General features: G+C 70.5%; 27 protein-coding genes. 7 read left to right on the top strand and 20 right to left on the bottom strand.

Translation table 11 applies throughout. The annotated features are described in order from the left end of the window. The first annotated feature begins 7 nt into the window (after positions 1–7). Together ON19_RS10330 and ON19_RS10325 are read left to right on the top strand one after the other, a co-directional pair. Positions 8–1,186, top strand: a complete 1,179-nt coding sequence (locus tag ON19_RS10330) for a winged helix DNA-binding domain-containing protein (RefSeq protein ID WP_043689508.1) — start codon at positions 8–10, stop codon at positions 1,184–1,186. Between the two features lie 43 nt (positions 1,187–1,229). Then, positions 1,230–1,868 carry a GNAT family N-acetyltransferase gene (locus ON19_RS10325; RefSeq protein ID WP_043689506.1) on the top strand — a complete coding sequence of 213 codons (639 nt, stop codon included), beginning with the start codon at positions 1,230–1,232 and terminating at the stop codon, positions 1,866–1,868. Between the two features lie 6 nt (positions 1,869–1,874). Here ON19_RS10325 and nadC read toward each other — a convergent pair whose 3' ends face one another. The 3 genes from nadC to nadA form a co-directional block, all read right to left on the bottom strand. Beyond that, a complete protein-coding gene (gene nadC, locus ON19_RS10320; RefSeq protein ID WP_043689503.1) occupies positions 1,875–2,735 on the bottom strand; it encodes a carboxylating nicotinate-nucleotide diphosphorylase in 861 nt (286 codons plus the stop codon). A gap of 65 nt (positions 2,736–2,800) precedes the next feature. Further along, positions 2,801–4,369 (bottom strand): L-aspartate oxidase, encoded by a 1,569-nt coding sequence (locus tag ON19_RS10315; RefSeq protein WP_043689501.1) that lies wholly within the window; start codon positions 4,367–4,369, stop codon positions 2,801–2,803. Positions 4,370–4,493: 124 nt separating this feature from the next. After that, on the bottom strand, positions 4,494–5,537 hold the full coding sequence (gene nadA, locus ON19_RS10310) for a quinolinate synthase NadA (protein WP_043689499.1): 1,044 nt from the start codon (positions 5,535–5,537) through the stop codon (positions 4,494–4,496). A gap of 77 nt (positions 5,538–5,614) precedes the next feature. On the opposite strand from nadA, the gene ON19_RS10305 reads away from it, so the two are divergent. Then, on the top strand, positions 5,615–6,379 hold the full coding sequence (locus ON19_RS10305; RefSeq protein ID WP_043689497.1) for an NUDIX hydrolase: 765 nt from the start codon (positions 5,615–5,617) through the stop codon (positions 6,377–6,379). Positions 6,380–6,529: 150 nt separating this feature from the next. Here ON19_RS10305 and ON19_RS42820 read toward each other — a convergent pair whose 3' ends face one another. Next, positions 6,530–6,703 (bottom strand): hypothetical protein, encoded by a 174-nt coding sequence (locus ON19_RS42820; RefSeq protein ID WP_169334171.1) that lies wholly within the window; start codon positions 6,701–6,703, stop codon positions 6,530–6,532. Between the two features lie 424 nt (positions 6,704–7,127). On the opposite strand from ON19_RS42820, the gene ON19_RS10300 reads away from it, so the two are divergent. After that, positions 7,128–7,331 carry a cold-shock protein gene (locus ON19_RS10300; RefSeq protein WP_040741190.1) on the top strand — a complete coding sequence of 68 codons (204 nt, stop codon included), beginning with the start codon at positions 7,128–7,130 and terminating at the stop codon, positions 7,329–7,331. A 236-nt stretch (positions 7,332–7,567) separates the two neighbouring features. On the opposite strand, the gene ON19_RS10295 is transcribed toward ON19_RS10300, so the two are convergent. The 6 genes from ON19_RS10295 to bioB all read right to left on the bottom strand — a co-directional run bounded on the left by ON19_RS10295 (position 7,568) and on the right by bioB (position 12,432). Further along, positions 7,568–9,169 carry an alkaline phosphatase D family protein gene (locus tag ON19_RS10295; protein ID WP_043689493.1) on the bottom strand — a complete coding sequence of 534 codons (1,602 nt, stop codon included), beginning with the start codon at positions 9,167–9,169 and terminating at the stop codon, positions 7,568–7,570. Between the two features lie 98 nt (positions 9,170–9,267). Then, the gene (locus ON19_RS10290) at positions 9,268–9,780 is read right to left on the bottom strand and encodes a P-loop nucleotide/nucleoside kinase family protein (RefSeq protein WP_043689545.1); all 513 of its coding nucleotides are present in this window, start codon (positions 9,778–9,780) and stop codon (positions 9,268–9,270) included. A gap of 117 nt (positions 9,781–9,897) precedes the next feature. Further along, on the bottom strand, positions 9,898–10,431 hold the full coding sequence (locus ON19_RS10285; protein WP_043689490.1) for a DUF1353 domain-containing protein: 534 nt from the start codon (positions 10,429–10,431) through the stop codon (positions 9,898–9,900). Positions 10,432–10,504: 73 nt separating this feature from the next. Then, positions 10,505–11,158 carry a DUF2567 domain-containing protein gene (locus ON19_RS10280; protein WP_063709413.1) on the bottom strand — a complete coding sequence of 218 codons (654 nt, stop codon included), beginning with the start codon at positions 11,156–11,158 and terminating at the stop codon, positions 10,505–10,507. Further along, positions 11,158–11,385, bottom strand: coding sequence for a biotin synthase auxiliary protein BsaP (bsaP, locus tag ON19_RS10275; RefSeq protein WP_043689487.1), 228 nt, complete (start codon positions 11,383–11,385; stop codon positions 11,158–11,160). The genes ON19_RS10280 and bsaP overlap by 1 nt, the downstream gene beginning before the upstream one ends. A gap of 33 nt (positions 11,386–11,418) precedes the next feature. After that, the gene (gene bioB / locus ON19_RS10270) at positions 11,419–12,432 is read right to left on the bottom strand and encodes a biotin synthase BioB (protein ID WP_043689484.1); all 1,014 of its coding nucleotides are present in this window, start codon (positions 12,430–12,432) and stop codon (positions 11,419–11,421) included. Positions 12,433–12,535: 103 nt separating this feature from the next. Here bioB and ON19_RS10265 point away from each other — a divergent pair, with 103 nt between their 5' ends. Further along, positions 12,536–13,120 carry a TetR/AcrR family transcriptional regulator C-terminal domain-containing protein gene (locus ON19_RS10265; protein WP_043689482.1) on the top strand — a complete coding sequence of 195 codons (585 nt, stop codon included), beginning with the start codon at positions 12,536–12,538 and terminating at the stop codon, positions 13,118–13,120. Positions 13,121–13,471: 351 nt separating this feature from the next. Here ON19_RS10265 and ON19_RS10260 read toward each other — a convergent pair whose 3' ends face one another. From ON19_RS10260 to ON19_RS10225, 8 genes are all read right to left on the bottom strand, one after another. After that, positions 13,472–14,689, bottom strand: a complete 1,218-nt coding sequence (locus ON19_RS10260; RefSeq protein WP_227954916.1) for an MFS transporter — start codon at positions 14,687–14,689, stop codon at positions 13,472–13,474. Between the two features lie 466 nt (positions 14,690–15,155). Next, the gene (locus tag ON19_RS10255; protein ID WP_043689481.1) at positions 15,156–16,505 is read right to left on the bottom strand and encodes an LLM class flavin-dependent oxidoreductase; all 1,350 of its coding nucleotides are present in this window, start codon (positions 16,503–16,505) and stop codon (positions 15,156–15,158) included. Then, the gene (locus tag ON19_RS10250; protein WP_083899268.1) at positions 16,502–17,254 is read right to left on the bottom strand and encodes an ABC transporter ATP-binding protein; all 753 of its coding nucleotides are present in this window, start codon (positions 17,252–17,254) and stop codon (positions 16,502–16,504) included. The genes ON19_RS10255 and ON19_RS10250 overlap by 4 nt, the downstream gene beginning before the upstream one ends. Beyond that, on the bottom strand, positions 17,230–18,093 hold the full coding sequence (locus tag ON19_RS10245; protein WP_043689480.1) for an ABC transporter permease: 864 nt from the start codon (positions 18,091–18,093) through the stop codon (positions 17,230–17,232). The genes ON19_RS10250 and ON19_RS10245 overlap by 25 nt, the downstream gene beginning before the upstream one ends. Continuing rightward, positions 18,093–19,184, bottom strand: a complete 1,092-nt coding sequence (locus ON19_RS10240) for an ABC transporter substrate-binding protein (protein ID WP_043689478.1) — start codon at positions 19,182–19,184, stop codon at positions 18,093–18,095. The genes ON19_RS10245 and ON19_RS10240 overlap by 1 nt, the downstream gene beginning before the upstream one ends. A gap of 64 nt (positions 19,185–19,248) precedes the next feature. Continuing rightward, the gene (locus tag ON19_RS10235) at positions 19,249–20,412 is read right to left on the bottom strand and encodes an alpha/beta fold hydrolase (RefSeq protein WP_043689477.1); all 1,164 of its coding nucleotides are present in this window, start codon (positions 20,410–20,412) and stop codon (positions 19,249–19,251) included. A 481-nt stretch (positions 20,413–20,893) separates the two neighbouring features. Then, positions 20,894–21,568 carry a dethiobiotin synthase gene (bioD, locus tag ON19_RS10230; protein ID WP_043689476.1) on the bottom strand — a complete coding sequence of 225 codons (675 nt, stop codon included), beginning with the start codon at positions 21,566–21,568 and terminating at the stop codon, positions 20,894–20,896. Further along, positions 21,565–22,713, bottom strand: a complete 1,149-nt coding sequence (locus ON19_RS10225; RefSeq protein WP_043689474.1) for an 8-amino-7-oxononanoate synthase — start codon at positions 22,711–22,713, stop codon at positions 21,565–21,567. The genes bioD and ON19_RS10225 overlap by 4 nt, the downstream gene beginning before the upstream one ends. Positions 22,714–22,840: 127 nt before the next feature. Here ON19_RS10225 and ON19_RS10220 point away from each other — a divergent pair, with 127 nt between their 5' ends. Next, the gene (locus tag ON19_RS10220; RefSeq protein ID WP_157229647.1) at positions 22,841–23,167 is read left to right on the top strand and encodes a hypothetical protein; all 327 of its coding nucleotides are present in this window, start codon (positions 22,841–22,843) and stop codon (positions 23,165–23,167) included. On the opposite strand, the gene ON19_RS10215 is transcribed toward ON19_RS10220, so the two are convergent. Then, a complete protein-coding gene (locus ON19_RS10215) occupies positions 23,154–23,636 on the bottom strand; it encodes a MarR family winged helix-turn-helix transcriptional regulator (RefSeq protein ID WP_157229646.1) in 483 nt (160 codons plus the stop codon). The genes ON19_RS10220 and ON19_RS10215 overlap by 14 nt on opposite strands. A gap of 59 nt (positions 23,637–23,695) precedes the next feature. Between ON19_RS10215 and ON19_RS10210 the strand changes: the two genes are divergently transcribed. Further along, complete coding sequence (locus tag ON19_RS10210) at positions 23,696–24,067, top strand: cupin domain-containing protein (protein ID WP_043689473.1); 372 nt, start codon at positions 23,696–23,698, stop codon at positions 24,065–24,067. 4 nt (positions 24,068–24,071) lie between these two features. Here the strand turns inward: ON19_RS10210 and ON19_RS10205 are convergent, their stop codons facing one another. Continuing rightward, positions 24,072–25,352: an adenosylmethionine--8-amino-7-oxononanoate transaminase gene (locus ON19_RS10205; protein WP_043689472.1), complete on the bottom strand. Its 1,281-nt coding sequence runs from the start codon at positions 25,350–25,352 to the stop codon at positions 24,072–24,074. Between the last annotated feature and the right edge of the window lie 73 nt (positions 25,353–25,425).

The raw sequence follows: 25,425 nt of genomic DNA, 5'->3' as shown, positions 1-25,425 counted from the left end.
TTCGCCTATGCGTTCGATTGATGCCGCCGAGCGGCGCGCTCGGCTGGCGGTGCGACACCGGCTGGCGGCGCCGGAGCGGTCCGGGCGGGTCGCCGACATCGCCCGCTCGATGGTGGCCCTGCACGCGACCGATCCGGCGACCGTGTTCCTCTCCGTCGCGGCCCGTGCCGAGGGCCTGCGCCCCTCGGATGTGGAACAGGCGCTCTACGAAGACCGTTCGCTGCTGCGGATGCTCGCCATGCGCCGCACCATGTTCGTCGTGCCGGTGGATCTGGTCCCGGTTCTACAGGCCTCGTGCGCGGACGCGTTGGCGCACAAGCAGCGGCGCACCTATGGCAAGTACCTGGCGCAGGCCGGCATCGGAGACGGCGACACGCCGGGCTGGTGGGCCGAGGTGGAAGCCGAGACGCACACAGCGTTGCTGGCCCGCGGCGCGGCGACCGGCGCACAGCTGAGCAAGGACGTCCCGCGGTTGCGCACCCAGGTGAACACCGCGCCGGACAAGGCGTACTCGAAGCCGACGAACATCACCACCTGGGTACTGGTGACACTCGGTTGTGAAGGCCGCATCGTGCGTGGGCGGCCGAACGGCAGCTGGGCCAGCAGTCAGTACACCTGGGCGCCCGTCGAATCGTGGTTGCCCGACGGCGTCCCCACCCTTCCCGCCGCCGAAGCCCGTGCCGAACTGCTCCGCCGCTGGTTGCGCGCGTTCGGCCCCGCGCCGGTGTCCGACATCAAGTGGTGGACCGGGTGGACGCTCGGCGAAGTGCGCGCGACCCTCGGCGCGCTCGAGCTCGCCGAGGTCGACCTGGACGGCGTGATCGGTGTGCTGCTGGCCGACGATGTGGAGCCGGTCGCTACCCCGGAACCATGGGCGGCGTTGCTCCCCGCCCTCGATCCGACGCCGATGGGCTGGCAGGCACGCGAGTGGTATCTCGGGCCGCACGCCCCGAAACTGTTCGACCGCAACGGGAATATCGGTCCCACCGTCTGGTGGGACGGACGAATCGTCGGCGGCTGGGCACAACGCAAGGACGGCGAGATCGTCTACCGCCTGCTCGAAGACGTGGGCGCGGACGCCGAAGCGCTCATCTCCGAACAAGCGCATCGAATCGCCGAATGGTTCGGCGAGGTACGCACCATCCCCCGGTTCCGCACCCCACTGGAACGCGAACTCACCGCCTGAACCACTGACCGGATCGGCCGCAGGCGCCGGGTAGCTTGGCGGCATGGAGATTCGCGGGTTCACCGAGGGGGATCGGGCTGCCCTGCGTGCCTTGTTCGTTCGGGCCGGGGCGGGTTCGCCGACCGAGTCGCTGTGGGGGCATCCCGAGTCCGAGGCGGCGATCTATCTGGAGCCGTACATGGATCTGGAACCCGAGTCGCTGTTCGTCGCGGAGTCCGAGGGTGAGCTGGTCGGGTATCTGACGGGCTGCCTGGACAGTGCTGCCTTTCCCAGCGAGAGCGAGCGGATCGAGCAGGCGATCCGCCGCTATCGCTTGATATTCCGCCGCAGGTCGGCCGGGTTCTTCGCACGCAGCATCGCCGACGCCGCCGGTGCGGCGATCCGCCGGGCCCCGACGGCGGGAGATTTCCGCGACGAGCGCCGGCCGAGCCACCTGCATATCAACGTCGCGCCGCAGGCCAGGGGCACCGGGGCCGCGGATCGGCTGATGGTCCGCTGGTTCGAGCGGCTCGCCGAAGCCGGCTCACCCGGCTGCCACTTGCAGACACTGGTCGAAAATGTCCGCGCGGTCCGGTTTTTCGAGCGCATGGGTTTCACCGCGCACGGCACCGAGCCCTTGGTCCCCGGCCTGCGCTACCGCGGTCGGCGGGTGCATCAGCGCACGATGGTGCGCGACAGCTGACGTCGCCTACATGTCCAGCCCGAGGTCGAGCACCCGGACCGAGTGGGTGAGCGCGCCGACCGCGAGGTAGTCGACGCCGGTGCGGGCGTAGTCGGCGGCGACGTCGAGGCTCAGGCCGCCGGAGGACTCCAGTTTCGTCTGCGGGGACGCGGCGTTGCGGCGCTGCACGGCCGCCTGCGTCTGCCAGAGCGGGAAGTTGTCCAGCAGGACGAGTTCCACGTTCTCGGCGAGCACGGCGTCGAGCTGTTCGAGGCTGTCCACTTCGACCTCGCAGGCGATGTCGGGAGCGGCGGCGCGCACCGCGCGCAGCGCCTCGACCACCGACCCCGCGGCGACCACGTGGTTGTCCTTGATCAGCGCGGCGTCACCGAGACCCATGCGATGGTTGACACCGCCGCCCACGCGCACAGCGTATTTCTGCAGCGCGCGCAATCCGGGCAGCGTCTTGCGACTGTCCCGGATGCGGCAGTGCGTGCCCGCGGCCGCGTCCACCCAGGCGGCGGTCGCCGTGGCGATGCCGGACAGGTGGCACACCAGGTTGAGCATGGTGCGCTCCGCGGTGAGCAGCCCGCGCGTCGGCGCGATCAGGGTCAGCACGGACTGCCCCGGCGCCACTCGGGTGCCGTCTGCGACGCGATCGGTGATCTCGTAGTCGCTCGCGCCGATCACCTCGTCGAGCACCAGCAATCCGGCGTCGATTCCGGCGACGGTGCCCGGCTCCCGCGACACCACCGAAGCCTTGATCACCGCATCGGCGGGCACGGTGGCCGTCGTGGTGACGTCCGGGCCGTAACGCAGGTCCTCGTCCAGCGCCGCGCGAATGATCCGCAGCACCTCGTCGCGATCCAGGGCGGCATCCAAAGCCATCGAAGTGTTCCTCTCTCGCCGAGCGGGGTCGGCGCTCCTGCCGGAATCCTGCTCGGCGGCTGTGGTCAGGAGATCGGCGCGTACTCGGGGACGCCGTCGTCGTTCAGCCGGATCGGAAGGCTGTGGCGGAGTTCGCGCACGGCCTCCGGGTGATCCGACCGGGTGTGACAGCCGCGGCTCTCGGTGCGGGCGAGCGCGGCCAGCAGCAGGGTGCGTGCCGCGAGAGTGAGCGCGGCGTCCTCGATCGCGGCGATCGGGTGCGCGTCGGCGGTGCGCGTGTCGCGGCGGGTGACCACGTCGTCGAGCCGCTTGAGCGCTTCGGCGAGACCGGCGCGGTCGCGGACCACCGAGGCGTGCGTGGTCATCAGGCCCTGCACCACGTCACGGGTGGCGTACTCGGCGGCGCGAGCGGGAATCTCGCTCACCCCGGCCCGCTCACCGAGCCGCTCGGCAGCGGCGGCCCCCACCCGCTCGCCGACCACCAGTCCCTCCAGCAAGCTGTTGGAGGCCAACCTGTTCGCCCCGTGCAGACCGGTGCGCGCGACCTCACCGGCCGCGTACAAGCCGGGCACTGCGGTACGGCCGTGCGTGTCGGTGACGACTCCCCCGCACTGGTAGTGCGCGGCCGGTGCGACCGGGATCAGATCCGTGCGCGGATCGATGCCCGCCGCCAGGCACGAGGCGGTGATCGTCGGAAACCGTCGCGAGAAGCCGTCGATCGATCGAGCGTCGAGGTAGACGTGCTCGGCGCCGAGCGCCCGCATGCGCGCCGCGATGGCACGGGAGACGACGTCGCGGGGTGCGAGGTCGCCGCGCGGATGCACCCCCGCGGTCACCGAATTGCCTTCGGTGTCCACCAGCGTCGCACCTTCGCCGCGCACCGCTTCGCTGATCAGCGGCCTGCGCCCCAGTCCGCCGGGGGTGTAGAGCACGGTCGGGTGGAACTGCACGAATTCGAGATCGGCGACGGTCGCTCCGGCCCACAGCCCGAGCGCGACGCCGTCGGCGGTGGCGCCCGGCGGATTGGTGCTCAGCGCGTACAACTGTCCGAGCCCGCCGGTGGCCAGGAGCACGGCGGGCGCGTGTACGACGCCGAATCCCCTCTCCGACACCGCGACCACGCCCCGCACGCCGTTCGGCCCGGTGACGATCTCACCGGCCGCAGCTCCGAACAGCACCGGCAGACCGGCCTCGTTCAGCGCACGCTGCACCTCCGCGCCGGTGGCGTCGCCACCGGCGTGGATGATCCGGCGGGTGCTGTGCCCGCCCTCGCGGGTCCGCGAGATCTGGCCGTCGCGTCCGAGGTCGAACACCGCGCCGAGGTCGGTCAGCGCGGCCACCGCCGCCTGCCCGCCCTCGACGATGGAGCGCACGGCGTCCACCTCGCACAGTCCGGCGCCCGCCTCCACCGTGTCGTGCACGTGCGATTCGACCGAGTCACCGTGCGGCGCCACCACCGCGATGCCGCCTTGGGCGTACTGGGTGGACGTGTCGGTCGGACCGCCTTTGCTGAGCGTGAGCACCCGCAGGCCACGCAGTGACGCGGTGCGCGCCGCGGTCAGTCCCGCGACGCCGCCGCCGATCACGACCAGGTCGGCCTCTGCCTCCCAGTCGATCGAAACCCGGGATGTCATCGGCCCGCGCCTCTCTGACTCTCTGTCTTGCGATCGGCGTCGGTGCTCCCGGCGCGGGCGCGATGGTCAGCGCTCCCGCTGGGAACACCGCGCTCCGCCGGAGGCCGACCCACCGGGGTCGAGCTCATTCACCGCCGCCGGGATTGCCGATCGCGATCATCCGCTGCACCGAATTACGGCCCAGCGCAGCGGTTTCCGGATCGACGTGCACTTCGTCGCGGCCTTCGACCAGGCAGCGCAGCAGCGCCGCCGGGGTGATCATCTTCATGTACTTGCACGACGCCCGGTCGTTCACGGCCTGGAAGTCGATGCCGGGGGCGGCCTTGCGCAGCTGGTGCAGCATGCCTACCTCGGTGGCCACCAGCACCTGATTCGACTTCGCCGCCTTGGCCGCGTCGATCATGCCGCCGGTGGACAGGATGTGCACCCGGTCGGCCGGGAACGATCCCTCGCCCGCCAGATACAGCGCCGAGGTGGCACAGCCGCATTCCGGGTGCACGAACAGCTCCGCGTCGGGATGGGTGCGCGCCTGCTCGGTCAGCTCGTCGCCGTTGATGCCCGCGTGCACGTGGCATTCTCCCGCCCAGATGTGCATGTTCGCCCGGCCGGTGACCCGCTTGACGTGCGCGCCGAGGAACTGGTCCGGCAGGAAGAGCACCTCGCGATCCGGGTCGATCGAGGCGACCACGTCGACCGCGTTGGACGACGTGCAGCAGATGTCGGTGAGTGCTTTCACCTCGGCCGTGGTGTTCACGTAGGACACGACCACCGCGTTCGGGTGCTCGGCCTTCCAGGCGCGCAAGTCGTCGGCCGTGATCGAATCGGCGAGCGAACATCCGGCGCGCTGATCCGGGATGAGCACGGTCTTCGCCGGGCTCAGGATCTTGGCGGTCTCGGCCATGAAGTGCACGCCGCAGAACACGATCGTGTCCTCGGGCGCCTCGGCCGCGATCCGCGACAGCGCCAGCGAATCGCCGACGTGATCGGCCACGTCCTGGATCGCGGGCAACTGATAGTTGTGCGCCAGAATCGTCGCGTTGCGCTCCCTGGCCAGTCGCTCGACTTCCTGCGCCCACTCCGGCGTTGCCTCGACACCAGCGAACCCGGAGGGCCCGTCGAACACCTGCCCCATCAGCGGGGGCGCCAGTTTCGCACCCGTCGTCGCCATGGATGGCTCCCTTCCTCGTGCGCTCGGCGTCACGGCCGATTCGCACCAAACCAGGTTTTCGACTTACAATCGAAAACGTGGCCCATAGTAGCACCATCCACGAATCGCTCACCGCGGTGTTCCAGGTTCGTCGCTTCCCGAGCGGCATCGGCGCAGGTCACGCCCCAGCGGAGGGGTCAGAGGGCATGCTGCGGCGTTGCCCGCCCGACCAGCGAACCGAACTGGCGGTGTTGCTGTGGGAACGCGCGCTCGACCCGCAGAAGGGCACCTGGTCGCTGCCGGGCGGCCGGCTGCGCGACGACGAGGACCTCGACACCTCCGCCCGCCGCCAGCTCGCCGAGAAGGTGGACGTGCGCGAGCTGAGCCACCTGGAGCAGCTCTCGGTGTTCAGCGCCCCCGACCGGGTGCCGAGCCCGCGGCGCATCGCCTCGGCCTACCTCGGACTGGTGCCGCTGACCGCCGACCCCCAACTGCCCTCGGACACCGCCTGGCACCCGGTCTCGGCGCTCCCGGACATGTCCTTCGATCACCGCACGGTGGTCGATCACGCCCGCACCCGCTTGGCCGCGAAGCTGTCGTACACCAATATCGCCTTCGCCCTCGCGCCGGACCGGTTCACCATGTCCACTCTGCGCGAAATCTACTGCGCGGCACTCGGATACGACGTCGACACGACGAACCTCCAGCGCGTGCTCTCGCGCCGCAAAGTGATCACGCCCACCGGAGCCACGGCCGCCCCGGGCCGCGCGGGCGGGCGCCCCGCCGCGGTCTACCGCTTCACCGACTCCGGCCTGCGAGTGACCGACGAATTCGCGGCGCTGCGCCCGCCCGGCCCTTCCTGAACCGTCGAACGAAGGGCAATCCCACACCCGCTTGCCTCACCGTCGGCGAATACGCGTAACGCGTGAGACCGAGCCGGGAACCCGCGGTGGAGACCGCGCCGACGCGTGGACGCTGCGGCGACGCGGTGGAGACTGCGGCGACGCTTCGAGTCAGTAGGCGGTGTCCGCTTTGCCGTGCTTGGCGCGGCGGCGATACTGCCGCTTGCTCGGTATCGGGCGCGCAGCGTTGCTGCGCCGCAAGGCATCCCGCCGCCGCCAAGCCGCTAGATCTGCGCGGTCCCGCGCAGCAGGAGGCGTCTCGGCCACCACTGGATCCCGAGGCATCGCCGACCTCCTTTCGACACGTTCTCGACCGCTTCGGCCGCCCACCATATCCCCGCCACCGTCCCACCTCCACTTGTTTTCCTCGCGGAACAGGGGCGTCGCCACTGCGGCTTGCTGAACGGCGGGTCGGATACGCCGACCAGACCACACGAAGGACTATCGCGGTGCCGTCCGTGCGCGGAAGACCGACATCACGACTTGGGCCGCGGACGGCCCGCAGCCGGTGGAGTAACCGAGTCGGCCGCCCTCGAGGCCTGATCCAGCGGGTCACACTGCGGGATCGGTGGGGACCGCTCGTGTCGGTTGGCTCACAAACAGGGGTGAGCGGTATCGGAAAGTGCCGGTTCGTGGCAGTGTGGAGCACTGAGATCAGGTAATCAATGTGTTCGCCTGGCTCATCTACAGAAAAGATTGAAGTAAAGCAATGGCTCAAGGCAGTGTGAAGTGGTTTAACAGCGAAAAGGGCTTCGGCTTCATCGCGCAAGACGGTGGCGGCGCCGACGTCTTCGTTCATTACTCCGCCGTGTCCGGCTCGGGATTCAAGTCCCTTGAAGAGGGGCAGCGCGTGGAGTTCGAGATCGGCCAAGGACAGAAGGGCCCGCAGGCTCAGGACGTCCGCGCGATCTGATCGACGTAGCTAGGTAGGAGCCCCGCACCATAACGGTGCGGGGCTTTTGCGTGCACGGGGTGGCGTGCACGAGGGTGGTGAGCACGGGGATGGTTGGCGCCGACCTGTGCAGGCGGCGGACCGCGGGTTCGAGCGCGCCTGGTCCTGAGTACCAGGCAGCCCCCGCTCCTTGCGGTCCCGAGTTCAGCGGGGTCTCGCACGCGCCTCGCCGGTGGTCGAGAACGCGGGCCGCGGGATCATCGCATTTCGGCAAGCTCCAGTTCGGCTACCTTGACCAGCCCCTCCTGCGACCGCGCGGTCTCCAGTGTGAACCGGGCGGAGCGGCCCCGGACGACGAGGGAGGCGATCGAGTTGCCGAAATGCGGGCCGCTGAGCTTCCGCCATCGGACCGGATCAGGTGAGATCCCGCGCCGATCCGCGAGCCACCGCAGCGCCGACGCGATCGGCGCCGTCCACGACAGCGCGAACGCCGGATGGAACATCTTCGGCGGATCGTTGTGCACCGGTGAGCACACCAGTTGCAACACTTGGGATTTCGTCGGCTGCGCGAAGGTGGCGCTCGCGACGTAGCTGTGGTGCACGTCCCCGGACAGCACGCAGATCGTGCCGGGTGCGCCCGGCGCGCTGCCCAGCCGATGGATCAGCCGCGACAACCGTTCGAAGGACGCGCGGAACGCGGGCCAGTGCTCCAGATCCGCTGCCTGTCTGACCTTCTCGCCGAGCCGTCCGCGCCATCCGGGCAGATTCGCCGCACGCTCGTTGAGCGATTGGAAGTGGCTCAGCGCGGGCGGCATCAGCCAGGGCAGCGACGATCCGATCAACAGGTGGTCGAAGTCGCCCGCGGCGTTGCGCTCGATCCAGTCGAACTCCTCCGGCCCGACCATCAGCCGCTCCCCGTCGAGGATTCGGCCGCCGCGGGTGTCGATCACCAGCAGCCGGATCCGGCCGAAGTCACGGCGGTAGCTCCAGCGCGCGGGTTTGCGGCCGTCGACCTCCTTGTCGGCCTGCTCGGCGAAATCCTCCAGCAGGTCCTGCACGTCCTCGCCCGCCGTGGTGACCTGGCGGTAGAGCGGGTCACGCGCGAGCTCGTCCGGGCCGAGGTTGCCGATGTGCTGGTACACCCAGTAGGACGCGAGCCCGGCACGGATGCGCTTGCGCCACCACGGCTTCGCCGCCATCTGCTCACGCCACGCGCGCGAGGTGTTCCAGTCGTCGCGCACGTCGTGGTCGTCGAAGATCATCGACGTCGGCACGGTCGACATCAGCCAGCGGATCTCCGGGTCCGCCCACGATTCGTGGTAGAGCTCGCCGTACTCGCGGAACGACACGACCTCGCCGCGGGGCTCCTGCCCGCCGCGCCGCCGCGCGAGCCATTCGGCCATCCGCGGTGTCGGCTCATCGGCGTAGACCTGGTCACCGAGCAGCAGCAGTGCGTCCGGCCATTCCCGCTCGGGCGCGCCCATCATGCGCAGGGCGTACGCGTCCAGCGCATCCACCCCCAGCTTGTCGGCTTCCAGCACGCCCGGCGCGGCCTTGGCCGCCCGGCACGACCCGAACAGGATCTTCTCGACGGTCCGCGTGTGAATCCGGCAGGGCGGCTGCTCTGATCCCGGCTCGGGCCACACCGGCACCCCGTCGAGCCGCACCTGGTAGGGAATCGACGCGCCGGGTTCCAGTCCGTCGATCGAGACCAGCGCGAAGTGCTGCTCCCCCACCTGGAAGGTGCGGGCGAGCCGCCCCAGAACGTCCACCTCGCACGCGTCATCGGTTTCCACCCAGACGGTCGCCGAGGTCGCGTCGACGTGCCGCAACACCGGCCCCAATACCAACTCCGCCATACCCGAACGCTACGTGCTCGATCGCCCTCAGGAAATCGAGATCAACGGCACATCGCCGCGGCATCCACCGAGAAGGTCTCTCGACCATGTGCCGTTGATCATGAAGGGGCGTTGATGAAGGCGAGGATTTCGGGGATGGGAGGGTGGTAGGTGGAGGTTGTGTCGACTTCGAGGGAGGGGGCGTCGAGGGCGATTCGCTCGAAGGCGGCGGGTGGTGGGGTGGGGTGGTCGGGGCCGGAGTGGGCGCGGCGGCGTGGATCGTCCCGGCGGCGCTGGGCAGTGCGGGCGGCGGCGAGGACCGGGTCGACCGCGCAGTGGACGATGCGCAGCTGGGCGTGCGCCTGCAAGGGCGTCAAGCCGGGACGCCACAGCCGGTCTTGGAAGGCGGCTTCGGCGACGACCGTGACGCCCGCCCGCAGCAGCAGTTCGAGGGTCCCGAAGAACACCGGCAGGGTGCGGAGGTTCAGCTCGTCCTGCGAGCCCGGAGCGAAATCCGGTGTCGCGTGGACCATTCCCTCTTTGAGCTCGTCCCGGCAGATGGCCGGGCAGCCGATCGCGGCGGCGAGGTCATGGGCGAGCGTCGTCTTGCCGGACCCGGGTGGGCCACTCACGACGACGAGGGTGGGGAGCCTGTGCGGATCGTCGGCCATTCCCGCACCGTAGCTCGTGTACCGCTCGGACAGCGATACGCGTCAGCGCCGTGGGACAAGGGGTTTCGGCGCTACCGGTCAGGCGGTCTTCATCTGCGGGGCCGGCGGCGGGGCTTCGGTCCGCTGCGCCACTCGCGCTCCTGCCCAGAAGACCAGTTCCACCAGCCAGAACAGCAGGAGGAACACCGTCACCACGGTCGCGGGGACGGCCAGGAAGAAGACCGAGGGAACGGCGACGACGACGAACCGGGCGACGTCGCCCGTGCTCGCGCCGCGCAGCCGGTGGGCCGCGCGCACGGCCGCCCACATCATCCAGCGCCGCGGCAGCGACACCCCGAGTTCGTGCAGGCTGCGGCGGAAGATGCCGTCGGCGTCGGCCACGCTCACCGCGTTCGAACTGAGCAGGTAGTCGTGCAGGATCGCGGCGCGGGTGTAGTTGCCGTACCGCGGGATCAACCAGACCAGGGCGCGCGGCACCGAGGCGAAATCGGTACGGAAACCGGCGGGAACCACGAATTCCTCGGTGGCGCCGCGATAGACGAGCGGTTCGGTCACCCGCCAGAACTTGGCGTCGAGTTCTTCTACGACCGGACCGCCACCTACAAAGGCCACGTCCCATTCCTTCCCGCACAGCCGTTTCCCGACCCCAGTGTGGTTCGGAAAGCCTTCCGATCGCGGCGACGCGTCAGCGCCGTGGGCGGTATTCGGGCATCGAATACCCTTCCGCGACAGGCTCGTAGCCACCATAGGGCAGCTCTCCCCCGCTCGCAGCCGCACCGTAGGGCGGGAAAGCGCCCTGGGTGCCGAAGGCGTCTTCCCCGCGCCGGGCGGTGCGGCGACCGCTGCCGAGATCCTCCGAGGTACTGAGCGCGGCGAGGAACAGCATGACGAACGAGGCGATCAACGGCTGCACGATCAGCGCGAGCGAACTGCCCAGCTCGATCGGCAAGGCGACGATCTGCCCGACCGGCGGATCGTGCGGGCGCGGATGCAGCCATTCGGCGACCTGCTCCCCCACGCGCGCCATCACCACCGCACCCACGCCGGAACCGGCCAGCAAGCCGAGTTGTAGCAGCGGCCCGCGCGCCGAACGCCACCGCCATACGGCCGGCGCCGAGAGCAGACCGAGCACCGCCCCCGCGAGCACGAACAACGCCAGCGCGTCGAACTGATGGGCGCTCTCTCCGGTCAACGCGACCCCGCGCCCGGGCTCGACCACCAGCAGCCGCTCGGTGGGCGCCAGCAGGCCCCATCCGGCACCCGCGATCGCGCTGACCGCCACCACGGCGACGGTGGCCAGCGCCACCGCTCGCACCTCGTCCCGGGACGGCGACGCCACTAGCGGCGCTCCAGTTCGGCCGAGTCGAGGACGCCGTGCCGTGAGCACTTGGCCCACCAGCCGTCCGGGCTCACCTGCACGATCACGCGGCGGCCGCACTGTTCGCAGAAGCGCGGCGGCTCCAGGCCCAGCGCGGCGGCGGCCGGGATCGCGTCGTCGAGGCCCGGCACGATTCGCTTGCCGGTGAACGGGTTGTAGCGCTCGTCCATGTTCATGACAGTACTCATGCTCGCCTGCCTCATCGTCGCAACCGAGTCGGGTCAGAGTGTTTCGTTGAGCGCCTTGATCGGCATCTTCAGCTCACCGAGCAGATCCAGGTCCTGTTCGGCCGGTCGGCCGAGGGTGGTCAGGTAGTTGCCCACGATGACGGCGTTGATGCCGCCCAGGATGCCCTGCTTGGCGCCGAGATCGCCCAGGGTGATCTCGCGGCCGCCCGCGAAGCGCAGCATGGTGCGCGGCAGCGCGAGCCGGAACGCGGCGACGGCGCGCAACGCGTCGGACGCGGGCAGCACCTCGAGGTCGCCGAACGGGGTGCCCGGACGCGGGTTGAGGAAGTTCAGCGGCACCTCGTCGGGTTCGAGTTCGGCCAGGTTCGCCGCGAACTCGGCGCGCTGCTCCAACGTCTCGCCCATCCCGAGGATGCCGCCGCAGCAGACCTCCATGCCCGCTTCGCGGACCATGCGCAGGGTGTCCCAGCGCTCTTCCCAGCTGTGCGTGGTGACCACGTTCGGGAAGTAGGACCGGGAGGTCTCCAGGTTGTGGTTGTAGCGGTGCACGCCCATGGCGGCCAGTTGGTCGACCTGCTCCTGGGTGAGCATGCCCAGCGAGCAGGCGACCTGGATGTCGACCTCGTTGCGGATCGCCTCGACGCCCGCGGCCACCTGCGCCATCAGGCGCTCGTCCGGGCCGCGCACGGCGGCCACGATGCAGAACTCGGTGGCGCCGGTCTTCGCGGTCTGCTTGGCGGCCTCGACCAGGCTCGGAATGTCCAGCCACGCGGCGCGCACCGGGGACTGGAACAGGCCCGACTGCGAGCAGAAGTGGCAGTCCTCGGGGCAGCCACCGGTTTTGAGGCTGATGATGCCCTCGACCTCGACTTCGGGGCCGCACCACTTCATGCGCACCTCGTGGGCCAGGGCGAGCAACTCCTCCAGCCGGTCGTCACCGAGGCGTAGCACCTCGAGGGTCTGCTCCTGGTTCAGCCCCTCTCCGCGCTCGAGCACCTGCTCGCGGGCGATCGACAGAATGCCGGTGTCTACCGGTGCCTGGGTCACTGCACGAATCCCTTCGTCCGGCCGAGGTGGCCGTGCAACTTGAACGGTGTTCAGGCTAGGGTAGCGGTAGGAGTGAGTCAAAGCACGACGGGAAGGACATCGAGTGCAGCTGCACCGGGCGGACGTGGTCGACGGCGCCATCGCGATTCTGGACCGATACGGCCTGGCCGACCTCACCATGCGCAGACTGGCCGGCTCGCTTCAGGTCCAGCCGGGAGCGTTGTACTGGCACTTCCCCAACAAGCAGGCACTGCTCGGCGCGGTCGCGGACAAGATTCTCGCGCCCATGGAGGACCCGATCGAGGCCGAGGAATGGTCCGGGCAGATCACCGAACTGGCCCACCGGCTGCGCGACTGTCTACTGGCCTATCGCGACGGCGCCGAATTGGTCTCGGCGACATACGCTTCCCGGCTCACCACCAGCAAGGGCCGAGAACGTCTGGTGAGCGCGGTGATTCGCGCGGGAATGCCGCGCCAGGAGGCCGAACTGACGGCGTTCACCCTGCTCTACTACGTCCTCGGCGAGACCGTGGACGAGCAGTCGAGGATGCAGATGGACTCCGCGGGCGCCCTCCCCGACGACGCGTCGCCGCTGGCGGAAACCCCGGACGCCACAGCCCGATTCGACTTCGGCCTGCAACTGTTCGTCGCGGGCGTGCGCCACCTGCTCGGCACCCGCGTCCGCTGATCCTGCCGCCGATCTGCGAACCGCGGCCGGTCTGCGAGCCGCTGCCGATCTGCGAACCGCCGCCGGTCCGTGAGCCGCCGCCCGTCTGCGAACCGCCGCCCGTCTGCTAACCGCCGACCATCCGCGAACCGCCGCCCATCCGCGAGCCGCCGCCGGTCCGTGAGCCGCTGCCGGTCCGTGAGCCGCCGCCCATCCGCAAACTGCTGCCCATCCGCAAACTGCCGCCGGTCCGTGAGCTGCCGCAGATCCGCGAACCGCCGCCGGCGACGTTCCGCGGCCAAGGCGCGCATCAACTCCCGCCGTCACGCAAGGCGTGTTTCGGCTTCGGCCGCGACCGGTCCGGTGCAGCGCCTACCCGGCTTCTGCGTGAGACCGCGGCTGGACAACGCCGGGGAACCAGCGGTGCATCGTGTACGCGCCCGCAGCGGCGGTGAGCGCGAGCGCGACGGCCGCCCCGCCGAGCACGGTCAGGGCGCTGATCGCGCCGACCGCCACCGGACCGGCGAACATCCCGATGTCGTGGGTGAGCCGCCAGGCGCCGAGGAACTCCGCGCGCTGCCCGTCGGGTGCGACATCGGCGCCGACCGTCATGATCAGCCCGTTGCTCATTCCGTTGGCGAGTCCGAGCAGCCCGGCGGCGCAGCCGAGACCGAGCACCGAGGACGTGCACGGCAGCGCGCCGAAACCGAGGGCGAACAGGATCATCGACGGCACGCCGGTAGCGCGCCTGCCGTAGCGATCCAGCCACACCCCGGCCGGATAGGACATCAGCACGTCCATCGCTCCCGCCACGCCGAACACCAAACTGGTGGTCGACGCGCTCAACCCGATGTACGCCGCCCACAGCGGCAGCAGCGCCAGCCGCGCCGCCCGTGCCGCGCCGACCAGCAACGCGGCCAGGCCGAGCGTGCCGAGGGTTCTGCGGTGCTCGATCACGACCGCTCTCAGCGAATGCCGCGCGCCCGCCCCGCCCGATCCGTCGGGCGATCGGATCGCCGCCATGGCCGCGCCGGAGATCACCGTGGTCACCAGTTGCACCCACAGCGCACCGTTCGGCCCGAGCGAGTGCACCACGGCCGCACCGAGGAACGGTCCGCAGAAGAAGCCCAGTCGCATCGAACCGGCCAGCGTCGACATCGCGCGCCCGAGATCACCCACGGGCACCACCGCCACGAGATAGGCCTGGCGAGCCAGGCCCCACACCGCGCCCGCCGCGCCGTTGAGCAGCATGCCCAGCGCGAGCACACCGACGCTCGGCGCGACGATCGCCGCGAGCACCCCGACGGCCCCGAGCACCGAACCCACCGCCATCGCGCCGCGTTCCCCGATGCTCGCGACGACCCGTCCCGCGGGCAGATCGGTGAGCACCATGCCCAACCCGGACAGCGCGACGATGACCCCCGCCAGTCCGGCCGACGCGCCCAGGTCCAGCGCGCGCAGCGCGTACATCGGCGCCGCCGCGCCGGACCCGATGCCGTACACCACCATCGGCACGAAGACGGTCCAGGCCAGCGACCGCAACCGCACCGGGCCCGTGACCTCACCGACCATGGCAGATCGTTCGTTCACCGCCGCGCCGCCGATCGGCGGGAACTGCCCGGAAGGTCCCGAGTCCGCCCGCCGAGCGCTGCCCCAACCGGTCGCCGACCGCCCGAAACCGCTGTCGGGGAAGCATGCCGAACACCGTCCGTCACTCCGGCGAAGCCCGCGCCTCCGGAACGAACGGAGTCGGCTCGTCCGCGGCACGCCCCATGCCCGCGATGGACAACGGCAGCAGCCCGCCGCCACTCGTCACGGCGTCGCACGGTGACCGCCGCCCTCCGTACAGGCCGCCCCTTGCACGATTCGGCGAAGCCCATCGGACTCCGCGATATTCGCGCACGCCGGAGCCGGTCATTCGCATGGTCCGCGACGCGGCGCCGACCGACCCCGCTCCGGGCGCGTGTACGGCCCAAGGTGCGCACCGGCGCCGTCCTGCGGCAGACGGCCCGGTGTGCCGGTGACCAGGTGGGACAGTCGGTGTCGGCGGCGCCGCTCACCGGGTGAGCGCGGCCTGCCGGGCGAAGCGGCTGTCGGGGCGGGGCAGGCCGAAGTGGTCGCGCAGGGTGGTGCCGGTGTATTCGGTGCGGAACAGTCCGCGCTCCTGCAGGATCGGCACGACCGTCTCGGCGAAGATCTCCAGTCCGCCCGGGTAGTACGGCGGCATCACGTTGAAGCCGTCGGCGGCGCCGCCCCGGAACCATTCCTCGATGGTGTCGGCGACCTGCTCGGGGGTTCCGGCGAACATGCGGTGCCCGCGCGCACCGGCGAGACGGTGCAGCAGGCCACGCACGGTCGGCCGTTCCCGCTGCACGATGCCCGCCACCACCTGCAACCGGCTCTGTGCGTTGTCGGTGACATCGCCTGCCGTGTCGAACAATTCGACGGGAATCGGCTCGTCCAGCGGCAGGTGCCGCAGGCTGATGCCGACGATGCTCTCGAGTTGCGTCAATCCGTACTCCGGCACGGTGAGTTCATTGAACTCCCGTTCGAGTTTCTTGGCCGCCGCCTTGGTGTCGGCGATGAACGGGCTGATCCCGGGCAGGATCTTGACGTGCTCGGGGTCGCGCCCGAAGCCGCGGGCCCGCCCCTTGATGTCGGCGTAGAACGCCTGAGCGTCGCTGAGGCGCTGATGCGCGGTGAAGATCGCCTCGGCGTACTTGCCCGCGAACGCCCGGCCGTCGTTCGACGAGCCCGCCTGCACCAGCACGGGGTGGCCCTGCGGGGTGCGTGGCGCGTTGAACGGCCCGCGCACCCGCAAGTACTCGCCTTCGAAGTCGATCCGGTGGATCTTCTCCGCGTCGGCGTACACGCCGGAAGCTCGGTCCAGGACGATCGCGTCGTCCTCCCAGCTGTTCCACAGCGCGAGCACGGCGTCGACGAATTCCCGTGCCCGCGCGTACCGTTCGGCGTGGTCGGGGTGTTTGTCCAGGCCGAAGTTGGCCGCGGCGAGATCGGTGCCGGTGGTGACGATGTTCCAGCCCGCGCGGCCGCCGGAGATGTGGTCCAGCGTGGAGAACAGCCTGGCCAGGTTGTAGGGCTCGTAGTAGGTGGTCGACGCGGTGGCGATCAGGCCGAGATGCGTGGTCGCCGTGGCGATCGCGGTGAGCAGGGTGATCGGCTCCAGGCCGGCGGCCGCGTTGTGCTTGACCTCGGTGCGCAGGGCGGGGCCGTCGGCGAAGAACACCGCGTCCAGCTTCGCGGCTTCGGCGGTGCGGCCGATCTCCTGGTAGTAGGCGACGTCGTAGATTCGCTCCGGGCTGCTCCACGGATGCCGCCAGGCGGCCTCGTGGTGGCCGGAGGGATAGATGAAGGCGTTGAGGCTGAGTTGGCGCGGTGCGGTCATGAGGCTTTCTTCTCGTCGGTGGGCGCGTCCGCGACGTCGACGCCCAGGCTGGCCAGCAGCAGGGATCGGTGCCGCAGGAACGCGGGATCGCCATGGCGGCGGGGACGTTCCAGATCGATGCGCTGGTCCACCGCGATGCGCCCGTCGTCGAGCACCAGGACGCGGTCGGCGAGCAGCACCGCCTCGTCCACATCGTGGGTCACCAGCAGGACGGCGGGCCGGTGCTTCGCGCACAGGTCCTCCAGCAGCGCGTGCATCTTGATCCTGGTCAGCGCGTCCAGCGCGCCGAACGGTTCGTCCGCCAGCAGCAGCTCGGGCTCGCGGACCAGCGAACGTGCCAGGGCGACGCGCTGTTGTTCGCCGCCGGACAGTTCCTTGGGCCAGGCTTTCTCCCGTCCGGCGAGCCCGACTTCGGCCAGCGCCGCGCGACCGCGACCGGCCGAGTCCGGCCCGCTGAGGCCGAGGGTCACGTTCTCCAGCACCCGCGCCCAGGGCAGCAACCGGGAGTCCTGGAACACCACGGAGCGCTCGGTGGGCACGCTCAATTCACCGGAGCCCGGCACGTCGTAATCCAATTCGGCCAGTGCCCGCAACAGCGTGCTCTTGCCCGAACCGCTGCGGCCGAGCAGCGCGACGAATTCGCCGCGGGCGATGTCCAGGTCGAGGTCGCGCAGCACGACCCGGTCGCCGAAGCCGCGGCGCAGCCGCCGGGTGCGCACGACGTTCAGTCCCCGAGTGTCTGCCGCCATGACAGCGCCTTCCTTTCCGCGGCGCGCACCAGGATGTCGCCGAACAGGCCGAGCAGGCCGTAGATCACCAGGCCGACCACGATGATGTCGATCTGGCCGTAGGTGCGGGCCTGGGTCATGAGGTATCCGATGCCGCTGGTGGCGTTGACCTGCTCCACCACGACCAGCGCCAGCCACGAGATGGTGACGGCCAGCCGCAGGCCGGTGAAGAAGCCGGGCAGCGATCCGGGCAGCGCGATCCGGCGGACGAACCCCCATCGCGACAGCCCCACCGTCTGGGCGAGCTCCACGTATCTGGCGTCCACGCTGCGCAGGTGCGCGTGCGTGTTCAGGTAGATCGGGACGGCCACGCTGGTGGTGATCACCAGCAGCTTCATCTCCTCGCCGATGCCGAACCACACGATGAACAGCGGGATCAGCGCGAGCGTCGGAATGGCGCGTTTGATCTGGATCGGCCCGTCCACCAGGGCTTCCCCGAGCCGGCTCAGCCCGGCCAGCAGCGCCAGCACCAGGCCGATCGCGACACCGAGCCCGAGCCCGATCGCGGCGCGCTGCACCGAGGTCAGCAGGTTGCTCTGCAACCGGCCGTCGGCGAGCAGGTCACCGGCGGTCCGAGCGACCGTCCATGGCGCGGGGAGGGTTTCCGTATCCAGTGTGCCCGAGGCGGATCCGGCCACCCACGCGGCGATCAGCAGCGTCGGCCCCAGCGCGAGGCCGAACGGGATCGGACGGCCCGGCCCCAGGCGCGGCCGGGCCGGTTTGCGCGTGGCCAGTACCGGCTCCGATCCGGAACGGCCGAGGCCGATGCGGCGCAGCACCGCGGCGTCCAGCGTCACCATCAGCGTGCCTTCGGCTCGAACGACGCGCCGCTCGCGGTGACGGCCTCGGTGACCGCGGCGTCGAAACGCAGGTCGAAGCCGTTGGACGCGCGCACCTTCTTGGGCAGCTCACCCGCCTCGGCGATGGCGTCGATGGTGGCCTGCTGACGGTCGACGAGCTGCTGGTCCAGATGCGGGAACACGTAGGTGCCCAGCGATTCCACGATGCGCTTCGCGTCGTCGGCGCTGACCTTCTGGTTCTCCACGTAGTACCGGCGTGCCCACTCCTCCGGGTGGGTGTTGGCCCACTGGTAGGCCCGGACGAACGCGCCGACGAGCGCGCGGGTGGCGGCCGCCTTGGCCGGATCCCGCACGACGGCGCGGCGGGCGTACAGGTAGGCGAGGCCACCGTAGATGCCGTCGGTCTCGGCGTCCGGAACCAGCGATGTGCCCGGCGTGCGCAGGAAGCGGGTGACGTTCGGCTCGATCAGCGGCGCGACGTCGACCTGGCCGGTGCGCACGGCGTCGAGGAACTCGGCCAATTGCAGCCGGACCAACTGCACGTCGGAGGTGGTGAGCCCGGCCTTGTCGATGGCGCGCAGCACGGCCGCCTGCTGGGCCGTGCCCTCGGCGTAGGCGATCTTCTTACCCTTCAGATCCGCCAGCTTCGGCACCGATTTGCCCGGCGCCACCGCGAGTTTCAGGGCGGTGGTGCTGGTCTGATAGGACGCGACGATGGGGACGTCCTGCCCGGCCACCAGCGCGTGGATCGGCGGGACGTCGCCGACCTGGGCCACGTCGGCGGCGCCCGCGCGGAACGCCTCGAGGATGGCGGGCCCGCCGACGAAGTTGGCGAACTCCACCTTGAACGGGAGCTTGTCGAGCTCCCCGGAGAGCCGCAGCACGGACTGCAAGCGCTCGGACTGGTCGGCGGCCACCAGTGTGGTGCCTGCGGGGATCTCGGTCGGCAGTGGTCCGTCGGCAGTGGGACCGACCGGCTCGTCGTCCTTCGTGCAGCCGGTGAGTCCGAGAGTCGCAACGGTTGCCACGGCGAGCAATGCGGCGGTCGTGCGGCCGCTGCGGCCGGACCGGAACGTGCTGGGTCGGAACATAGGCGAATTACAGCAAGCCCGGACCGCCCGGAGAACGGTTTGTCTCAGCCTGGTTCGAATCCCGTCAGCGGGGCGGCGCTGCCACCATGGTCGACCGGACCTGCTCCTGATAGCGCTGCACGAACGGCAGGATCTGCTGCTCGATCACCGTGTTGTATTCCCGGGGGCGCTGCATCGGGTTGGCGTGCCCGGTGTTTCGCGCGAGCACCACCAGCAGCGTGCCGTCCACTCCGCCGGACCGCTCGATCAGCACCCGGTGGGAGTACTCGACGTCGACCACGCGGTCGGCGCTCGCGTCGCGCGGCCGGATCAAAACGATGGCGGGCGGGGGTTTCCCGGCCACCGGTTCGGCCAGGGTGCGCAGATCGTCCGTCGCGCCACCGGCCACGATGGCGGTGAATTGCGACTCGATCAAACCGTTGCTCGCGGCATCGCGGGAGACGATCTTCTCTCGCATCACCTGCCCGAGCACCGCGCCCAGCTTGCCGAGCCGGATGCCGGGCAGCCCGTCGCCGCGATCGAGGAACTGGTCCCGGCGAGCGTAGGTCTCCACGGCCAGCCGCAGCGTGCGGCTCTCCCTGGCGCCGGGCAGCCAGCCCATCCAGCGCAACATGTCCTCACCGCGGCCGCGGCTCTCGGGGCGCACGGCGTTCAGGTCGACCGGCGTGCAGTCCAGGATCACCCCGACCAACCGCCGGTCGCTCTCGCGGTGGATGTGCTCGGCCACCTCCAGCGCGATCACACCGCCCATGCTGTGCCCGACGAGCACGACGTTCCGCAGCCCGGACAGCTCGGCGGCGCGGACGACGAGGTCGGCGATCACCTTCGTGTCGAGACCTTGGTTGTCGTAGCGGATCGCCCACACCATGCCCATTCTGCGCAGTGCGGGCAGCGCGGCGGCGGTGTCACTGGCGTCGAGCCCACCGAGCCCGACCAGGTCCACCACGACGGTGTCCCAGTTCTGCGGGTCCACCGGCGGGGCGACGGGCAGGATGGCCGGCTCGGTGCGCGCCAGCCGCGCCTGTTCCGGCGCGACGTCGTACTTCAAGTACTGCGCGAACACCACGAGTCCGGCCAGCAGCAGTGCGGCCACCCGAAGCAGCGTCACCCTGGTGCGGCGCAACGTCTCCCACCCGTGCCCCGGGCTGGTGTCCCGCAGCCGAGTTCGGCGTCGCGCGTCGTCCCAGTCGGAGACGGTGGACGGGTGCCTCTCGTCCATCGGCGACATCCATCCCACTGTAGGCACGGGTGCGGATGGTCGCCATCACCCCGCTACCGATCAGCGTGCCGCCTCGGCCGAACTCGGCTTGCCCGGTTCGTTGTCTTCGGCCGCGATTGTGTTCGGCAGCCGTCGTGCACCGCGTCGACATCGGTGCCGGTCTCGGCGTGGAGGGCGATGGTCTGCTCGCCGGTCGCCGCGGGGTCGTCGGTCGAACTCGATGATTTGCACCACCTGCTCGTGCGGGACCAGCCGAGTGAACCGACCGTGGTAGGTGTCACTGTGCGCGGTGGTCTCGCCGGTGCCAGTGGGTTCGTCGTACGTGTGGGTGATGCGCCATGCGCCGCCCTCGCTGGACGGTCGTGCGGTGAGCGTTCAGTGCCACCGGATCCGTGTCGCGGTCACACGCGCCTCACACCAGGTGGGATCACCGACGGAATCGGGAAGCTCGTCCACGCCGAGCCACCTGCGCGGTTCGAACACCGGCCCGTCAGCGGAAAGGTGACCAGGCCGGGTCGAACCAGCCCGGGGCGGCGGCGGTGAATCGCGCCCGGTCCCAGCCGCCCGCGCCTTCCGGCACCGAGCCCACCAGGTCGACGCCGGTGACGCGGGGCAGATCGGTGCGGTTGCACTCGGCGGCGAGGTCCGGTTCGTCGGGCCAGGACCCGATCACCAGGCCCGTGCACCGCACCCCTGCGGATTGCAGTGTGCGGGTGGTCAATTCCGTGTGGTTGAGCGTTCCCAACCCGGCGGCGGTGACCACCAGGACGGGCGCGCCGAGTTTCTGGGCGAGGTCGAGCAGGGTGAAATCGCCCAGGCGCACCAGCAATCCGCCCGCGCCCTCGACCAGAACGAGATCGGCGTCCGCCAGGGAGTCGACGGCGGCGGCGGTTTCGGCGAGCGTCAGCTCCGGCAGGCCGGCGCGGCGCGCGGCGGTGTCGGGGGCCAGCGGGTCCGGGTAGCGGGCGAGTTCGAGCGTCCGGGTGACGCCGGAGAGGCGCTGTGCCGCCGCGAGGTCACCGGGTTCGCCGACCGCCACACCGGTTTGGCCCGGTTTGCACACTGCCACCGAGCGCCCCTCGGCCAGCGCCACGGCGGCCACGGCGGCGGTGACGACGGTCTTGCCGACGTCGGTGGAGGTTCCGGTGATCAGCAGGACGGTCATGCGGGCACCGCGCCTCGCGCCTCGGCCAGGACCTCACCCAGCACCGTTGCGATGGAGTCGAGTTCGGCCGCGGTGAGGTTCGCCCGCGCGGTCAACCGCAGGCGCGAGGTGCCTTCCGGAACCGTCGGCGGACGGAAGCAGCCCACGTCCAGCCCGCGCGCCCGGCACGCCTGGGCCGCGTCGAAGGCCACCTGCGCCGGACCCAGCACGACCGACACCACCGCCGAATCCGGCGTGGGCACACCGGCGATCCGGGCGATGTCGGCGGCGCGTTCGAGCACCCGCCCGGCCAGTTCGGGTTCGGAGCGCAGCAGGCGCAACGCGGCCCGCGCGGCGCCGACCGCGGCGGGCGCGAGACCGGTGTCGAAGATGAACGTGCGCGCCGCGTCGATCAGGTGGGCGCGCACCCGCGCACTGGCCAGCACCACACCGCCCTGCGCGGCAAGGGATTTCGACAATGTCGCGGTGACCACCAGGTCCGGCGCCCCGGCCAGGCCCGACTCGTGCACCAGCCCGCGGCCGCCCGCGCCGCGCACGCCGAGCCCGTGTGCTTCGTCCACCACGAGCACCGCCGCGTTGGCCCTGGTCACGCGGTGCAGTTCGGTCAGCGGCGCGAGATCGCCGTCAGCGCTGAACACCGAATCGGTCAGCACCAGCGCACGTTCCTCGGTGCGCTCCGACAGCAGCCGGTCCACCGCCGCGACGTCGCGGTGCGGCGCGATCTCCACGCGGGCGCGGGACAACCGGCACGCGTCCACCAGCGACGCGTGACTGCCCGCGTCGGAGACCACGAGCGAGCCGCGCCCGGCGAGGGCGGTGACCGCGCCGAGATTGGCCGCGTACCCGGAGGCGAACACGAGTCCGGCTTCGGCGCCGACGAATTCGGCCAGCTCGGCTTCCAGCAGTTCGTGCTCGGCGGTGGTGCCGGTGACCAGGCGCGACCCGGTCGACCCCGCACCCCAGCGGCGCACCGCCCCGATCGCGCCCTCGATCACCTCGGGGTGGCGGACCAGACCGAGATAGTCGTTGGAGGCGAGGTCGATCGACGGGGACTGCGCGGCGCGCGGGCGCAGCTCACGACGCAGTCCCGCGGCCACCCGCGCGGTGGCGCGCTCGTCCAACCAGCTCAACGGATCGGTAGTCACAGCTCCGCAGCATACTTGAACACCGTTCAATGCACCCGCCCGCGGGCCCGCTGGTACCGTTGAGCCCATCGTTGGTGATGTCACCGGCCTGCGGTGACGAAGCTTCACCGGGGAGGAACACGGCCGAATGCCGCGGTGGGCGATAGTCGTCGAGGAAACTACGGGCTCGGGCGATCAAAAGCGCTGGTCACCCCGAGTTCTCGCGGAAGTGGTCGGCACGCGCGCCCAGGCACTGGCGAAGCTGGCCGGCGTACTGCCCACCTACACCCCCGAGCACCCCAAACTGCGCGGCCGCCGCATCGTCCTGCGCGACGGCGATACCTACCTGCTGATGGTGCGCGGCTGGGCGGACGATTACCACTGCATCTTCCGAGTGTGGGAGATGGTGTCCGACAGCGACCGTCCGGAGATCTCCGACACCCGCGGCGCACCCGGCCGGCTCACGGACCGTTGAACCAATTCGGCGTATCGAGCCGGAACACCTCGCCCGGCGTCAGCACGCGCAGATCGCGCTCCAATTCGGCGAGGCGGTCCGCACCGAGCAGATCCGCCCAGCGAGCGTGGATTCGATCGAAGGCGCGCGCCGATCGGGTCAGCACATCCTCGGCGCGGCCGGTGAGCGTGTAGACCTTGCGCCGCGCGTCGGTCGGATCATGCCCACGCCGCAGGTAGCCCAGGCGCTCCAATGCCTCGATGTGCTTGCCCGCGGCCTGTTTCGAGACGCCGAGCGCGCGCCCGAGGTCGGCGGCCGTGCAGCCGTAGGGACCACCGCGGCGGCCGACCGCCTGAAAGACGAAGCCGTGCAGCGGGCGCAGCTCGGCGTGACCGTGCTCGGCCAGTTCGGCGTGCACCTCCTCGACCACGGCGCGGAAGCCGAGCAGCATGCGCAGCGGCAACTCGTAGCCGCCCGCGTCACTTGACATGATGGACAACCTCGTTGACTATATGGACAACCATGTTGTCTACCTTAGGTGGTAACCCGATGACCGTCATCCGACACTCCGACACCCGCCGCACCGAAACCCCCGGCGGTGTCATGACCACGCTCGCCTCGCCCACCCAGGGCGGCTCGCAACTCGCGCTGTGGCGGGTCGACGTGCCCGCGGACACCACCGGTCCGCTGCACTTCATCGACACCGAACAGATCTGGACCGTCCTCGCCGGGCGGATCGACGTCGCCCTCGACGGCACGGAACTCAGTGCCACCGAGGGGGATACGGTGATCCTCCCGCCGAATGTGCTGCGGCAGGTGAGCACCACGGGCGGCTTCACCGCCATCGTGACCGCACCGGCGGGCGCCCGGGCCGGAAGGCCGGACAGCGACGGCACCATCGTCCCGCCGTGGATCGCCTGACCGGTCAGCGACCGGTCTGCGCGGCCACCGCGGCGCGCATACCGGCGGTGATCGTCGCGATATCGCCGGACGTGCTGATGAACGGCGGCATGGTGTACACGAGGTTGCGGAACGGACGCAGCCACACCCCGGCCGCGACCGCGGCCTCGGTCGCGGCCCGCATGTCGACCGGACGGTCCAGCTCGATCACGCCGATCGCGCCGAGCACCCGCGCCTCGACCACGCCCGGCAGACCGCGCACCGCGTCGAGACCCGCCGTCAATTCCGCCTCGATGCGGGCCACTTCGCCGCGCCAGTCCCGCGAGCGCAGCAGCTCGATGGACGCGACGGCGACCGCGCAGGCCAGCGGGTTGCCCATGAAGGTGGGCCCGTGCATGAGCCCACCGTGCGCCGCGCTGATCGTCTCGGCGATCCGCGCGGTGCACAGCGCGGCGGCGAGCGTGAGATAACCGCCGGTCAGCGCTTTGCCGACGCACATCACATCCGGGCTCACCCCGGCGTGCTCGGCCGCGAAAAGCGTTCCGGTGCGGCCGAATCCGGTCGCGATCTCATCGAAGACCAGCAGCACGCCGTGTTCGTCGCACAGCCTGCGCAGGTCGGTCAGATAACCGGGGTGGTGCCAGCGCATCCCGCCCGCGCCCTGCACGACCGGCTCCACCACGACCGCCGCGAGTTCGCCCGCGTGCGCGGCGAACAGGCCCTCCAGTTGCGCGACGTACTCCGGCAGGTACTCACTCGGCGGCACCGGCGCGAACACCTGGCGCGCCAGGATGTCGGTCCACAGCGAGTGCATGCCGCCCTCCGGGTCGCACACGCTCATCGGCGTGAAGGTGTCGCCGTGATACCCGCCGCGCCAGGTGAGCAGTCGCCGCTTCTGCGACTTGCCCAGCGAACGCCAGTACTGCAAGCACATCTTCACCGCGACCTCGACCGACACTGAGCCGGAGTCGCACAGGAACACCTTGTCCAGTCCGGCGGGTGTCGATTCGACCAGCAGTTCGGCCAGCCGGGCCGCGGGCTCATGGGTGAGCCCGCCGAACATCACGTGACTCATGCGCCGCGACTGGGCGACGAGCGCGGCGTCGAGCACCGGATGCCGGTAGCCGTGGATGGCCGCCCACCAGGAACTCATGCCGTCGACCAGCTCGCGCCCGTCGGCCAGGGTGAGCCTCGTCCCCGCGGCGGCGGCCACCACCAGCGGTTCGGTCGTCGCGGGAAAGCCGCCGTACGGATGCCAGACGTGTTCGGCGTCGAGGGCGGTGATCTCGTCGGGGGTCAGTGCCACAGGAATCCTCGCGTCACGGCCCCGGCCCGCCGGGGCGGCTTGAACGCCGTTCAAGTTAGCATCCGAGCTGCGC

This window comes from Nocardia abscessus NBRC 100374 (assembly GCF_000308455.1).
Classification (GTDB): Bacteria; Actinomycetota; Actinomycetes; order Mycobacteriales; family Mycobacteriaceae; genus Nocardia; species Nocardia abscessus.
Note: the sequence above shows the minus strand (reverse complement) of the source record. Positions and strands in the feature narration are given on the sequence as shown.